The sequence below is a fragment of the Candidatus Binatia bacterium genome (genome assembly GCA_029243485.1).
Lineage (GTDB): Bacteria > Desulfobacterota > Binatia > UBA12015 > UBA12015 > VGTG01.
Window position 1 is genome coordinate 347947 of record JAQWRY010000086.1, and the last position, 14242, is coordinate 362188.

16 protein-coding genes are annotated in these 14242 nt (G+C 63.9%); 14 read left to right on the forward strand and 2 right to left on the reverse strand.

All coding sequences use genetic code 11. The features are described 5' to 3' along the window. Nucleotides 1–126: 126 nt before the first annotated feature. From P8R42_26365 to P8R42_26400, 8 genes are read left to right on the forward strand one after another with little or no spacing between them, the layout of a single operon-like run. Entirely contained in the window at nt 127–564 is a 438-nt protein-coding gene (locus P8R42_26365) for an ATP synthase F0 subunit B (GenBank protein ID MDG2308116.1), read from the forward strand. Continuing rightward, on the forward strand, nt 561–1124 hold the full coding sequence (locus tag P8R42_26370) for an ATP synthase F0 subunit B (protein ID MDG2308117.1): 564 nt from the start codon (nt 561–563) through the stop codon (nt 1122–1124). The genes P8R42_26365 and P8R42_26370 overlap by 4 nt, the downstream gene beginning before the upstream one ends. After that, nucleotides 1121–1669: an ATP synthase F1 subunit delta gene (gene atpH / locus P8R42_26375; protein ID MDG2308118.1), complete on the forward strand. Its 549-nt coding sequence runs from the start codon at nt 1121–1123 to the stop codon at nt 1667–1669. Before P8R42_26370 ends, atpH begins: the two co-directional genes overlap by 4 nt. 60 nt (nt 1670–1729) lie before the next feature. Next, nucleotides 1730–3238, forward strand: coding sequence for a F0F1 ATP synthase subunit alpha (gene atpA / locus P8R42_26380; GenBank protein MDG2308119.1), 1509 nt, complete (start codon nt 1730–1732; stop codon nt 3236–3238). Then, complete coding sequence (gene atpG, locus P8R42_26385) at nt 3238–4101, forward strand: ATP synthase F1 subunit gamma (GenBank protein ID MDG2308120.1); 864 nt, start codon at nt 3238–3240, stop codon at nt 4099–4101. Before atpA ends, atpG begins: the two co-directional genes overlap by 1 nt. A 12-nt stretch (nt 4102–4113) precedes the next feature. Then, nucleotides 4114–5532 carry a F0F1 ATP synthase subunit beta gene (gene atpD / locus P8R42_26390; GenBank protein MDG2308121.1) on the forward strand — a complete coding sequence of 473 codons (1419 nt, stop codon included), beginning with the start codon at nt 4114–4116 and terminating at the stop codon, nt 5530–5532. Between the two features lie 6 nt (nt 5533–5538). Continuing rightward, a complete protein-coding gene (locus P8R42_26395; GenBank protein ID MDG2308122.1) occupies nt 5539–5934 on the forward strand; it encodes a F0F1 ATP synthase subunit epsilon in 396 nt (131 codons plus the stop codon). Nucleotides 5935–5976: 42 nt separating this feature from the next. Further along, nucleotides 5977–6222, forward strand: a complete 246-nt coding sequence (locus tag P8R42_26400) for a hypothetical protein (protein MDG2308123.1) — start codon at nt 5977–5979, stop codon at nt 6220–6222. 432 nt (nt 6223–6654) lie between these two features. On the opposite strand, the gene P8R42_26405 is transcribed toward P8R42_26400, so the two are convergent. Then, complete coding sequence (locus P8R42_26405) at nt 6655–7683, reverse strand: AAA family ATPase (GenBank protein ID MDG2308124.1); 1029 nt, start codon at nt 7681–7683, stop codon at nt 6655–6657. Nucleotides 7684–7852: 169 nt separating this feature from the next. Further along, nucleotides 7853–8206, reverse strand: coding sequence for a helix-turn-helix domain-containing protein (locus P8R42_26410; GenBank protein ID MDG2308125.1), 354 nt, complete (start codon nt 8204–8206; stop codon nt 7853–7855). Nucleotides 8207–8422: 216 nt separating this feature from the next. Between P8R42_26410 and P8R42_26415 the strand changes: the two genes are divergently transcribed. From P8R42_26415 to P8R42_26440, 6 genes are all read left to right on the forward strand, one after another. After that, the gene (locus P8R42_26415; protein ID MDG2308126.1) at nt 8423–8977 is read left to right on the forward strand and encodes a TetR/AcrR family transcriptional regulator; all 555 of its coding nucleotides are present in this window, start codon (nt 8423–8425) and stop codon (nt 8975–8977) included. Nucleotides 8978–9017: 40 nt separating this feature from the next. Next, nucleotides 9018–10109, forward strand: a complete 1092-nt coding sequence (locus P8R42_26420) for an acyl-CoA dehydrogenase family protein (GenBank protein ID MDG2308127.1) — start codon at nt 9018–9020, stop codon at nt 10107–10109. A 22-nt stretch (nt 10110–10131) separates the two neighbouring features. Next, the gene (locus tag P8R42_26425; protein ID MDG2308128.1) at nt 10132–11364 is read left to right on the forward strand and encodes an acyl-CoA dehydrogenase family protein; all 1233 of its coding nucleotides are present in this window, start codon (nt 10132–10134) and stop codon (nt 11362–11364) included. Nucleotides 11365–11620: 256 nt separating this feature from the next. Further along, the gene (locus tag P8R42_26430; GenBank protein MDG2308129.1) at nt 11621–11782 is read left to right on the forward strand and encodes a hypothetical protein; all 162 of its coding nucleotides are present in this window, start codon (nt 11621–11623) and stop codon (nt 11780–11782) included. A 16-nt stretch (nt 11783–11798) separates the two neighbouring features. After that, nucleotides 11799–12026, forward strand: coding sequence for a hypothetical protein (locus P8R42_26435; GenBank protein MDG2308130.1), 228 nt, complete (start codon nt 11799–11801; stop codon nt 12024–12026). Between the two features lie 117 nt (nt 12027–12143). Further along, on the forward strand, nt 12144–14234 hold the full coding sequence (locus P8R42_26440; protein MDG2308131.1) for a thioredoxin domain-containing protein: 2091 nt from the start codon (nt 12144–12146) through the stop codon (nt 14232–14234). Nucleotides 14235–14242: the final 8 nt, after the last annotated feature.

The following is a 14242-nucleotide window of genomic DNA, read 5'->3' on the forward strand; positions in this document are numbered from 1 at the left end:
GCCTCCCTCCCAGCCCGTTCATTCCAATTCCCCCTACGGATTCGATTCACACGAGTCCGGGCTCCTGGTGCGTCCCGTGTTGCGGATCCGCGACACGGGCAACCACTGCGAACCGAAAGCCAAGAAATGCTCGAACTACCACCAAAGATTGGTTTTTACGTCTGGATCCCCATCTTCTTCGCGTTCATCTACGCGATGAAAGTAATGGTCCTCGAGCCGACCCAGAAGCTCCTCGATGAGCGCGCCAAGCGCACGACCGGCGCCCAGGCCGACGCCGAGCAGATGCGCGACGCCGCCGCGGAGATGCAGGCCGAGTTTGACCGCAAGCTCGCCGAAGCCCGCATGGCCGGCAACACCGCCGGCGAGCAGGTCCGCCGCGAGGCCGAGGCCAGCGAGCACAACATTCTCGAGCAGGCACGTGGCGATGCCGCGCACCTCGTCGACGAGGTCCGCGGTCGCATCGAGGCCGAAACCGAGACCGCTCGAGGGGCCCTCCGGGCCGATGCGGATGCCCTCTCGAAGCTGGTCGCCGAGAAGGTCCTCGGCCGGGCGATGAACTCATGATCCGTACGATCCTGACAGCGCTCCTCGTCGCAATCCCCGCCTTGGCGCTCGCCGCCGGCGGTGAGGGCGGACACGAGCCGAGATGGTCCCTCACGCTCTGGGGCTTCGCCAACTTTGCGATTTACTGCTTCATCATGAAGCGGTTCGCCTGGCCTCTGATCAAGGATTACCTGCAGGATCGCCGCGACAGCGTCGTCGAGGCTCTCGACGCCGCCGATCGGGCCAAGCAGGAAGCCGAGCTTCTGAAGTCCGAGTTCGAGATGCGGATGAAGACGCTCGAAGGCGAGGCCGCGAAGGCCCGTGCGGAGATCCTCGAGATCGCCCAGAACGAGGCCACCAAGATCCTCGCGCTGGCGGAGAAGACCGCCGAGCACATCCGCCGGGACGCCCAGCTCGTCGCCGACCAGGAAGTCGCTCGCGCCCGCCGCGCTCTGCAGGAAGAATCGGCCGAGCTCGTCACCCAGATGGCCACCACCCTCGTCTCGGCGCAGATGAAGCCCGAAGATCAGGACCGCTTCGTGAAGGACTTCCTGACTGAGGCCAGCGAGGAAACGCGATGACCGGCGGACTGGCAAAGCGTTACGCACGAGCCCTGTTGAGCGTCGCGAAGGAAGAGAACCGCCTGGAAGAGGTCGCAAGCGAGCTCGAGAGCATTTCCTCGTGGCTCGCCGACGAGGAGCTGTCCGACGCTCTGACCTCGCCGGCCCTGACCCACGAGAACCGACAGGCTCTGGTCGCTCAGATGACCGAGTCCCTCGGCCTCTCCGATCTCACCAAGAACTTTCTCGGCCTCGTCACCGAGCAGCACCGCCTCGATCACTTCACGGCGATGCAGCAAGCTTACGGCGACCTGGTCGATCGGGAGCTGAACCGGCTGCGGGCGCATCTGCGTTCCGCCCAGCCCGTCTCCGACGCCCAGCAAGCCGAGATCGGTTCGGCGCTGGAGGCGCAGCACGGCAAGAAGATCCTGCTGTCCGTCGAGGTCGATCCATCCCTCGTTGCCGGCATCACGGTCGAAATCGAAGGAAAGACCTACGACGGGAGCGCTCGGACCCAGCTCGCTAACGTCGCCCAAACCATGTCCCGTCAAGGCTCCGCCGGCTGAGTTTGAGCCGAGCCTGCCCGTCCGACCGCGCACTTAGGAAGACCGAAGGAGAATCACGAGATGGCGATTCGCGCCGCAGAAATCAGCGACATCATCCGCCAGCAGCTCAAGGACTACACCAAGACGCTGGAAGTCCGGGAGACCGGCAAGGTGCTCTCGACGGGTGATGGTATCGCCCGCATCTACGGCCTCGAGAAGGCCGCCATTGGTGAGCTCCTCGAGTTCCCGAACAACATCTTCGGCATGGTGCTGAACCTCGACGAAGACAACGTCGGCGCCGCGCTGTTCGGTGAAGCCCACTTGATCGGTGAAGGCGACGAGGTCAAGCGGACCGGTCGCATCGCCGAGGTCCCCGTCGGCCCCGAGCTCCTCGGCCGCGTGGTCAACGGACTCGGCCAGCCGATCGACGGCAAGGGCGACATCGGCGCCAAAGAGAATCGCCGCGTCGAGCTGAAAGCGCCCGGCATCGTCGAGCGTCAGGGCGTCAAAGAGCCCATGCAGACGGGCCTCAAGGCGATCGACGCGCTCATCCCGATCGGTCGTGGCCAGCGAGAGCTGATCATCGGCGATCGCCAGACGGGCAAGACCGCGATCGCGATCGATACGATCATCAACCAGAAGGGCGGCGACGTGAAGTGCATTTACGTCGCCATCGGGCAGAAGCGCTCGACGGTCGCGCAGGTAGCCGAGCGTCTCACCCGCGCTGGCGCCATGGAGTACACGACGATCGTTGCCGCAACGGCATCGGAGTCGGCACCACTCCAGTTCATCGCCCCCTACGCGGGCTGCGCCATCGGTGAGTACTTCCGCGACAACGGGCAGCACGCCCTGATCATCTACGATGATCTCTCCAAGCAGGCTGTCGCCTATCGGCAGCTCTCCCTGCTCCTTCGCCGCCCGCCGGGCCGCGAGGCGTATCCGGGTGACGTCTTCTACGTCCACTCGCGGTTGCTCGAGCGCGCGGCCAAGATGTCCGACGCCCGCGGCGGTGGGTCGCTCACCGCACTGCCGATCATCGAAACCCAGGCCGGTGACGTCTCGGCGTACATTCCGACAAACGTCATCTCGATCACCGACGGTCAGATCTTCCTCGAGACCGATCTGTTCAACTCCGGTGTCCGACCCGCGGTGAACCCGGGTATCTCGGTCTCCCGCGTTGGTGGCTCGGCCCAGGTCAAGGCGATGCGTCAGGTCGCCGGTTCGCTTCGACTCGATCTCGCGCAGTACCGCGAGCTGCAGGCGTTCTCGCAGTTCGGATCGGACCTCGATCCGGCCACGCAGGCACAGCTCTCACGCGGTAGTCGCCTCGTCGAGATCCTGAAGCAGAAGCAGTACGAGCCGCTCGCGGTCGAGCGGCAGGTCGTGATCATCTTCGCGGCCACCAAGGGTCACCTCGACGACCTCGACGAGTCTTCACTCGCAAAGTTCGAGGTGGACCTCTTCGCCTATCTCGAGACGAAGCACTCCGCTTTGTTCTCCGAGATTTCCGAACAGAAAAAGATCTCCGACGAGATGGAAGGCCAGCTGGCCAGCATCATCGAAGAGTTCAAGCAGGTCTTCGTGAAGTAATGCCCAGCCTCAAGGCCATTCGAACACGGATCAGCTCGGTCAAAAACACCCAGCAGATCACCAAGGCGATGAAGATGGTCGCCGCGTCCAAGTTGCGTCGAGCGCAAGAGGCCGCCGTCCAGGCGCGCCCGTACTCCGAGAAGCTCGAGGGTATGGTCGCGCACCTCCTTCAGCGCGTGGATCCCGCCTTCAACCCCCTCATGAAGATTCCGGAAAGCCAGGAACGTTGTCTGGTTCTCGTGGTCTCGAGCGATAAGGGCCTCTGCGGTGGGTACAACGCGAACCTTCTGCGCGAAGCCGAGGAGTTCGTGGCGGACCAACCCGGCGAGTTCGTCTTCATGACGGTCGGTAGCAAGGGCTACGACCACTTGAAGCGTCGCGAGTACGACATCGAGGGGAAGAACCCGATGCCGGCGGCGAAGGACGCGGCGGCTCTGGCTCGCGAGCTCTCCCGAGCCCTTCAGCGCAGCTATCTCGCTGGCGAGGTAGACCGAGTCGTGGTCGCGTACAGCGCGTTCAAGTCCACGATGACCCAGATTCCGACCATCGAGCAGCTCCTTCCGCTCCAGCACCACGACGAGCCCGAAGGACACGCCGAGGGTCACGAGTACGTCTTCGAACCCAATCCCATCGAGATCATCGGATCTCTCCTCCCGCGCCTAGTCGAAGTCCGAATCCTGCACGCACTCCTCGAAGCCGGGGCGAGCGAGCTGGCGTCCCGTATGACCGCCATGGACTCCGCAACGCGGAACGCATCCGAGATGATCGATCGCCTGACTCTGCAGATGAACCGAGCCCGCCAGGCTCAGATCACCACGGAGCTCATGGAGATCATCAGCGGCGCAGAAGCGCTGAACCAGTAGGAAGAGCAAATCATGTCTGAGAACATTGGTCGCATTACCCAGGTCATCGGTCCCGTCCTCGACGTCGAGTTCGAAACCGGAACCTTGCCCCCGATCTTCAACGCACTCAGGATCACCAACCCTGCAATCGACGACAAGACGGACAACCTCGTCGTCGAGGTCGCGCAACACCTTGGTGAGCGCACCGTGCGCTGCATCGCCATGGACACGACCGAAGGATTGGTCCGTGGCATGGAAGCGAAGGACACGGGCTCCGGCATCTCGGTGCCGGTCGGCGACGCGACGCTCGGTCGCATCATGAACGTCATCGGCGACCCCGTCGACGAGGCCGGCCCGATCGAGAGCGATCATCGCCTCGCCATCCACCAGCCGACTCCCGAGTTCGTCGACCAGGCGACCGAGGTTCAAGCCTTCGAGACCGGCATCAAGGTCGTCGACCTTCTCGCCCCGTACGCACGTGGCGGTAAGATCGGCCTCTTCGGTGGTGCCGGCGTCGGCAAGACCGTTCTCATCATGGAGCTGATCAACAACGTCGCAAAGCAGCACGGTGGTTACTCCGTGTTCGGCGGCGTCGGAGAGCGTACCCGCGAAGGGAACGATCTCTGGGTCGAAATGAGCGAGTCCGGCGTTCTCGAGAAGACCGCTCTCGTCTACGGACAGATGAACGAGCCTCCGGGTGCCCGCGCTCGTGTTGCTCTGACGGCACTGACCGTCGCCGAGCACTTCCGCGATCACGAAGGCAAGGACGTCCTCCTGTTCATCGACAACATCTTCCGGTTCACCCAGGCGAACTCTGAGGTGTCGGCGCTTCTCGGCCGTATGCCCAGCGCCGTCGGTTACCAGCCGACTCTCGCCACCGACTTGGGTGAGCTGCAAGAGCGAATCACCACGACCCGCAAGGGCTCGATCACCTCGGTGCAGGCGATTTACGTTCCTGCGGATGACTTGACCGATCCCGCGCCCGCGACGACCTTCGCTCACTTGGACGCGACGACCGTTCTCTCGCGCCAGATCTCCGAGCTCGGCATCTACCCCGCGGTGGATCCGCTCGATTCGACCTCGCGAATTCTCGATCCGAACATCATCGGCGACGAGCACTACAGCGTCGCCCGTAGCGTCCAGGAGATCCTGCAGCGCTACAAGGATCTCCAGGACATCATCGCGATTCTCGGGATGGACGAGCTCTCCGAGGACGACAAGCTGCTCGTCGGCAGGGCTCGTAAGGTCCAGAAGTACCTCTCGCAGCCGTTCTTTGTCGCGGAGGCCTTCACCGGCTTCGACGGCAAGTACGTGAAGCTCGCCGACACGATCCAGGCCTTCAAGGAGATCGTGGACGGCAAGCACGACGACCTTCCCGAGCAGGCCTTCTACATGGTCGGCAACATGGACGAGGTCCACGAGAAGGCGAAGAAGATCGCCAGCGAGGGATAATCAGCCGTGCGTCTCCAACTCGTCACACCCGACCGTCAGATCCTCGATACCGAGATCGACGAAGTCTATGCCCCGGGCACGCGCGGCCAGTTCGGCGTGCTCCCCGAGCACGTGAACTTCCTGACCGCGCTCGACACCGGCGAGCTGCGTTACCGCGTCGACGGCAAAGACCACTGGGTCGCCGTGAGCGGTGGTGTTGCCGAGGTCCTCGGTGAGGCCGTGACGATCCTCGCCGACAGCGCCGAGCTTGCCGACGAGATTGACGGAGATGCCGCCAAGGCTTCTGCCTCGCAGGCCGAAGCGGCGTTGAAAGACGCAGCGGCCGGAACTCCTGAAGCGGCGGATCTCGAAGCCGAGCTCGCGTGGGCCGAGGCCCGCCAGGCGGTCGCCGCCCGGAACTAGCACACCGCCGCCCGCTGCGGCCGCGCACAGGAGACCAGCTCCATGAAGAACAGCGTCTGGGTCATTTGGATCGGTAGCCTCCTCTCGATGTTGCTTGGAAGCGGCTGGGTCATGACGACCGGTCAGGTCGTCTTCGGGCTGACCTTCGGTGCCCACCTCATCGAGTTCTTCGTGAATCGCTCGCTGTTCGAAAAGGCCGGCGGTTCCATGGGGAACCACTTCATCCAGACGATGATCTACGGGATGTTATACTGGCAGCCGATCAAAGAGCGCCTCGCGTCGGAGTAACGTCCGACCCCGCGCCTCGCGGCGCAGCCCCAGTGGCGAACACACATTGATCACCAGCTGAGGTCCCTGCCATGATCCGAGCATTCGGACTCGCGCTTCACGCGGGCCCCGCTACCGCGCAAGCACCCGCGCCCCTTGGCCCCGCGTTCTAGATCATAAGCAACGTCCCGTTCGGGGCGTACCCGAAGGTGGCCGACGGTGACTTCGTGGTCGGACGAGTACGAAGGCGTTGGTGTCCGCCCGGATGCTCGTCGACCCAATCCAACGCGCTTCCCCTGGAGTAGGCGCGCTCGAAAACGGTGCCGCGCGCCGCGAGCTCGTCGATGAACGGGGAGGTAGCCCGCTCTTCGCCGCAGGTCCCGAGATGATCGAGACGAAGCGTGCCGACCGAGATCAGGATCGGGTTTGCGGGCCCCGGTCTCCGTGCTCGATTCAGCCCGCGGTCGCGACGAGCGGACGGGGCGACGAAAGTACGAACTGCACCTCGTCCGAGTCTGCCGGCCAATCGACCTCGACCGTCTCGCCACCCTCGAGTTGTCCCGAAGCGACCAGACGCGCGAGCGGGAATACCAAACGCTGTTCGAGAACTCTCTTCAGCGGACGGGCCCCGTGCTCGAGATCCGTACCCTCGTCGAGAAGCCGCGAGCAAAGCTGCTCGGTGTAATCCAACTCGATCGGGTCGCCGCGGCGGGCGAGGCGTCGCTCGACGTTCGCCAGCTCGATCGACAGGATGCGCTCGAGCTCTGTGCGCAGCAGGCGCTGGAAGACCACCTTGTGATCGATTCGATTCAGGAATTCCGGCGCGAAAGTCCGCTTCGCGGTCCAGAGCACGGCGTCCTCGATCCGACGATGCACGCGGTCTTCGGGCTCGTTCGTTCCGTGCACGAAGCCCATCGAAGGAGAGAGGATATCACTCACTGCTCGGCTTCCGACGTTGCTCGTCAGGAAGATCAGGCAGCTCGAGAGATCGACTTCCTTGTTGTTGCCCAGCGTCAGGCGAGCCTTGTCGAGGATTCCGAGCAAGAGCTGCCAGAGCGAATCGTTCGCCTTCTCGATCTCGTCGAACAGCAGAAGCGTGAACGGATTCTCCGCCGTCTGGTAGCGCGTGATGTTCGCCGACGAGAGATACGGGCTCGTTTCCTGGTGTCCCAGGTACCCCGGAGGGGACCCGATCAACCGAGCGATCTCGTGACTGTGGCTGAACTCGGCGCAATCGATCTTGAGCATCGCGCGGCGGTCACCAAACGTCGACTCGGCGATCGCCTCGACGAGGTTCGTCTTGCCGGTTCCCGTCGGGCCCAGAAACAAGAACGACCCGAGCGGCCGATCCGGACTGGCCAGACCGGAATGATAGATCTGGAAGGCCTGGAGAGCCGCGTCCACCGCCTGGCTCTGACCAATCACGCGCTCCGACAACGAGCGCCGCAATTGCTCTACCTCCGACCCGAGACGATCTGGCACCAGCAACCGCGAACTGCGCGAGGCTGCTGAACTCCGCCCACCCTCTGCGATCGCGCGCCGTTTCCGGCTGCCCGAACCGCCCCCCTCGACGAGTGCAACTTCTTTCACGGGATGATCTATCGGCCCCGAGCAGGCGTCTCTTGAGTCATGGTCTGAAGAGCCCGAATTCTCAGAGCAAAACGAACCAAGCGACGGCGACCGCCGCGACCGCCGCTACGGCTCCCCCGACCAGCCAACCCGCGGGGACCGAAGGCGGGCTTTCCACCCGTCGAGACGGCTGTTTCTCCTTGCGGACCACGTCGGCGAGGTACCGCGACACGCAGGTCGCCGGTTCCTTTCCGAGGAATTCCGCGTACCGGCGCAGGAACGGAACGACGTAGAACGAGTCGGCAACGAGGGGCGAATCCGCGCCCTCCATCGCCTCGAGGTAGTGCAGGGGCACACCAAGCGATTGCTGGACGTCTTCCAGCGATAGGCCCTTGGCCTCCCGTTCCTCTCGAAGCTCCTCACCCTGACTTGCCACAGTCCGTCCCTCCGAAGAGCACCGCGAACGCCAAAACAGGCTCCTCCGCGAACTCAAGGAATACGAGGGGTGGGCGTCTCCTTCAAGCCTGGAAACCCTTTATTTTCAGGCAATCTGGACTCCGTTGACCCCCTCAGAGACACATACTAAACGTTTAGTATTACAGCTTCCGAACATGGCAGAGCCCGCAGAGCAGAGCCCGGGCGAGGGGGCATTCTGCTCACCGCGGTCGACTGCTTTTCCCGCTACGGCTACGCCGGTACCTCCATCGATCGGATCGCCCGAGCCGCCGGGGTGACCAAAGGCGCGCTCTACTACCACTGGAAAGACAAGGAGCAGCTGCTCTTCGAGGCCGTGACCGAGCGAATCGAGGCCTTCGAGAAATTCGTGCTCGAGCAGATCGAACGCGAGGGTGGGCCGGCCGAGCGGCTTCGCGCCGTCACGCGCCTGTGCGCCGAGAACGCAATCGCGGACAATCACCGCCGGTTCATCCTGACCCTCATGGTCGAAGCCATCGACACCAACCCCACACTCTCCCGACAGTTTCAGGAGATGCTCCGACGGTTCCGGGGCTTCCATCGCCACCTCATCCGACAGGGGCAGGAAGCCGGGCTCTTCCGAACCGACATCGACCTGGCCAGAGCGGCCGAGACCTTTGTCGCCGGAATCCTCGGCGCGGAAATCCAATTCTACCAGGACCCTGAGTCCACCGACCTCCGGCAAAGCTGCGACATGCACGCCGATCAGTTCCTCGCCTGGATCTCAGTCTGACCAACGGACGCCCCTGGCGAGCCTCGAGAGGAAACCTGAAATGTTCGACCTAGAGTTGACCGAAGAGCAGCAGTTGGTGCGCGACACCGTCTCCAGCTTCGCTGAGAACGAAATCCGACCCATCGCTCGCGACAGCGACGAGAGCGGCTCGATCCCGCAAAGCGTGGTCGACCAGGGCTTCGACCTCGGATTGATCCACTCGGCGCTCCCCGAAGCGCAGGGCGGCTACGGCGAGATCCGGTCCTCCGTGACCGGGTCGATCGTCGCCGAAGAGCTCGCGTGGGGAGACGCCTCGATCGCGATGCACCTCCTGACTCCTCGTCTCGTGGCGTACCCCGTCCTCGACGGCGGCACCGACGCGCAGCGCGAGAAGATCCTGCCGCGCTTCACGGAGAAATTCCACGCCGCGACGGCCGCCATGGTCGAACCCCGATTCGACTTCGACACGAACCGCTTCGACACCACCGCGAAGCGCGAGAACGGCTCGTACATCCTGGACGGGCACAAATGCTTCGTACCGCTCGCAGACGAGTCGGACCTGATCCTGGTTCTCGCTCAGGAAGGCGACGAGCGCGCCGGGTTCCTCGTCGAGCGCGCCGCCCAAGGCCTGACGGTGCTCGAGCGCGAGCAGAACATGGGCTTCAAGCCGCTCTCGACCAACGAGGTGAAGCTCGACGGTGTGAAGGTGTCCGCCGACGCCCGCCTCGGCGGCGAAGACGGGTTCGACGTCGAACGCATGGTGAACCTGAGCCGCATCGGTATCGCGAGCCTCGCTGTGGGCGTCGCGCGAGGTGCCTACGAGTTCGCACGCGAGTACGCCAAGGAGCGCACCGCGTTCGGCGTGCCCATCGCACAGAAGCAAGCCATTGCGTTCATCCTCGCCGAGATGGCGATCGAGGTCGATGCGTCCCGCCTCCTCACATGGGAAGCCGCCGCCAAACTCGATAAGGGTGAGGACGCGACGCGCGAGGCCTACTTGGCCAAGCGCTACGCAGGCAATGCGGCACTCAAGATTGCGGACAACGCCGTGCAGGTTCTCGGCGGCCACGGCTACGTGCGGGACTTCCCCGTCGAGCTCTGGTTCCGCAACGCCCGAGCATTCGCTTCCTTCGACGGCATGACGATCGTTTGACCGGCAGGCAAGGAGAACAACAATGATCGATTTCGACCTTTCCCCGAAAGTCCAGGAACAGAAGGAACTGATCCGCGCCGTCGCCGAAGGAGCGATGCGGCCGATAGCCCGCGAGTACGACGAGCGCGAGCACGAGAAGCCCTGGGACTTCTTCAAGATGATGTGGGAGGTGTCCGGCGGCCGCACGATGACCGGCGAGGACTCCAACGAGGACCCCACCGCCCAAGCGAAGAAAGGCCCGCGTGAGAACACCCTCACTGCGGCCATCACCATCGAGGAGCTCTCGTGGGGTGACGCCGGGCTCTACCTCACGATCCCGAACCCGGGACTCGGCGGCGCAGCGGTCCAGGCGGCGGGAACGCCGGAGCAGAAGAAGCGCTTCCTCGCACCGTTCCAGGGCGGCGAGCCGAAGTGGGCCGCGATGGCCATCACCGAGCCGCACTGCGGTTCGGACTCCGCCGCCCTGCAGACGACGGCCGTCCGCGATGGCGACGACTGGGTCCTAAACGGCACCAAGATCTTCTGTACCTCCGGGCAGATGGCCACCGAGAAGTCCGATGGCTTCGTCGTGGTCTGGGCCACGATCGACAAGACGGCAGGCCGCGGCGGCATCAAGTCGTTCGTCGTCCCGGCGCACACTCCGGGCATGAAGGTCATCAAAGTCGAGAACAAGCTCGGCATCCGAGCGTCCGACACGGCAATGATCGTGTTCGAGGACTGCCACATCCCGGCCGACAACATTCTCGGCTCGGCCGAGGTCGCGAAATCGACCGAAGGCTTCAAGGGTGCGATGGCGACGTTCGACGCGACGCGTCCTCTGGTCGCGGCGAGCGCACTCGGGATCGGCCAGGCCGCACTCGATCTAGCGCGCGAGGAACTCGAGAAGCGCGGCCGCCAGATCCGCTATGGCGTCTCGGACGCGAACCTCACCACGATCGAAAGTGATTTCATCCAGGCCGAGAGTGATCTCCAAGCCGCACGCCTCCTCACGTGGCGCGCCGCCTGGATGATGGACCGCGGGCAACGCAACAGCCTCGAGGCTTCGATGGCGAAGGCCAAAGCTGGGCTCGCCGTCACCATCGCCACCCAGAAGACGGTCGAGCTGATGGGACCTCTGGGCTATTCGCGCAAGATGCTCCTCGAGAAGTGGATGCGCGACGCGAAGATCAACGACATCTTCGAAGGCACGCAGCAGATCAACCTGCTGATCGTCGCCCGTCGAATCCTCGGATACTCGAGCAAAGAGCTCAGCTGATTCCGTTGTCCATCGCTGGTTGCCGGTGACAAATCACGTCACCGGCGACCGGCAACTTTCTGACACTCATTTGGATGGTGTCAAGATTTTGCCGGTCGACCCGGGCTTCTCTTCCGCCTCGAAATCCCGATAGCGTTTGCTGCCTCAAGAAAAGGGGAGTCTTTCGGCGCTTCTCGGACATTGCTGCGTTTTTCAGCATCCCGAGCGCGAGTGGCACCCAGCTTGCATAGATCACAGGACAGCCAAGGAGGCTGCCATGAAGCTCACAGTGACTATGCGCGATCTGATTTCTGCCGTTTCCGAATACGCCGAAGACGAGAACGAACTCGTCGCAACGGTCGTCCACCTAGTGCAGAGCGGTCGAGTCAAATTGGTCGGCGGCTCGTGGTCGGACGACTTCACCGAGTCTCCGGCCTGAACCGCGGTCGATTCCGATGGAACCGAGAGTCGAAACGACTCGGCAGAGCGGCGACCGCCGTTTCTACTACGTCTCCGGCGAGCCCGTAGAGCTGTGGGAGGATCCGGAGAAACCGTTCGGGTGGGGGGCGGATGAGATGTCCGCGTACGCCGCCGACGGCTACTGGGACCTGCTCTTCAACGCACTGGTCCTCTCGTCGCTCCTCGACCAGGACGCCGAGACCGGAGAGCCCGAACTCCTCTGAGCAACCGCGGTCGCACCGAGCGACCGCCCCGATTCGACCGGCACGCGTGCGGAATCTGCACGTGGAGACCGGCCCGGCGCTCATGCACACGCCAGCGACAGCGGCTAGCCTGCACTCATGGCAAAGCCCAATCGCCTGGCCGCAGAGCAGAGCCCGTACCTACGTCAGCACGCGCTGAATCCCGTCGATTGGTATCCGTGGGGGCCCGAAGCCCTCGAGCGAGCGCGTAACGAGAACCGTCCGATTCTTCTCTCGGTCGGCTACTCCGCCTGCCACTGGTGCCACGTGATGGAGCGCGAGTCGTTCGAAGACGACTCGATCGCGGCCGTCATGAACGAGGGCTTCGTGAACATCAAGGTAGATCGCGAAGAGCGCCCCGACGTCGACGCGATCTACATGAACACCGTGCAGATGCTGACCGGCTCCGGCGGCTGGCCGCTCACCGTGTTCCTCTCCCCGGACGGGAAACCCTTCTACGGAGGCACCTATTACCCACCGGAAGATCGCTACGGTCGGCCCGGCTTCCCGCGCGTTCTGGAGGCGGTTCTCCAGGCCTTCAACGACAAGCCCTCCGAGCTGACCCGCACGACCGAGCAGCTTCTCGAGGGCCTCACCAAGCTCTCCCAGTTTCAGACGAACGCCGGAGCACTCTCGCGAGCCACGATCACGAGCGCGGCGGAGAAACTCTTCGGCGCCCGCGATGTGACCCACGGCGGACTCGGAGACGCGCCGAAGTTCCCGAACGCCCCGGCGTTCCAGCTTTTTCTTCGCCAGCACTCCGCGGCCGGTCGAGGCGACATGCTCGAAGCCTTCGAGCAGACCCTCACCGCAATGGCCCGCGGTGGCATGTACGACCAGCTCGGGGGGGGGTTCCACCGCTACTCGGTCGATGCTCATTGGCTCGTCCCGCACTTCGAGAAGATGCTGTACGACAACGCCCAACTCGTACCTCTGTACCTCGACGGGTTCGCGGCGACCGGAGAGCCGTTGTACCGCCGCATCGCAACGGAGACGTTGGACTACCTTCTGCGCGAGATGACCGATCCGGAAGGCGGTTTCTACTCGACCCAGGACGCCGACACCGAAGGCGAAGAGGGCCTCACGTATCTGTGGCGCCTCGAGGAGATCGAGAGCCTCCTCGACGAGAAACATGCCCGGGTCCTCACGCGCTACTACCAGGTCGACGAGGTCGGAAATTTCGCGGAGCCGGGTCAGACCGAGCGCCGCAGCATCCTGCACGTGAAACTCTCCATCGACGAGATAGCGAAGCTCCAACAAAAGGAGCCCCGGGAGATCGAGACTCTGCTCGCTGAAGGGCAGGCCACCCTCCTCGCCGCGCGCGAGAAGCGCCCCCAACCCGGTCGGGACGAAAAGGTGCTCACGAGTTGGAACGCTCTGGCCATCCGCGCCTTCGTCCGCGGTGCCTGCGTCCTGGAGGAGCCCCGCTATCTCGACGCCGCCCGGCGCGCGGCTGCCTTCATCGATAGCAAGCTGCGAGATGAGAACGGGCGCCTCTTGCGGACCACCAAGGATGGCGTCGCGCGCTATCACGCCTACCTCGACGATCACGCCTTCCTTGCGGCGTCGCTGCTCGATCTCTTCGAGGCCACCGGGACCAAGAGCTACCTCGACCGGGCCCGGGAGCTCGCCGACATCCTAGTTCGGGAGTTCCTCGACGCCGATGTCGGCGGCTTTTTCTTCACCTCTACCGATCACGAGGAACTGATCGACCGGCCCAAGATCGCCTTCGACAGTTCGATTCCGGCCGGAAACGCGGTCGCGACGGAGACTTTTCTACGCCTCGCCCACCTCGCCGGAGAGGATCGCTACCGCGAGATCGGCGAACAGGCACTCGCACTGTTCGGCGATCTTCTAGAGAAGCAGCCCTTCGGACTCGCCTACCTCCTCGGCGTGCTCGACGACCATCTCCGCGGGCCCCGTGAAGTCGTGATCGTCGGCAAGCGCGATCTGCCGGAGACGGCCGCGCTGGTCCGCGCCGCCCACACGACTTACGCACCGGGGCAATCGGTCTTCGTCGTCGATCCGAACGAGCCCGACGCCTTCGTGCCCGTCCCTGCTCGCGGAAAAACGCAGACGCTGGGCGCCCCGGCGGCGTACGTCTGCGAATCGTTTACCTGCTCTGCGCCCGTCATGGAGCCCGACGACCTTCGTACAATCCTCAAGCGGCGGCCGCTTCCCGATTCCTGAAGGGACGG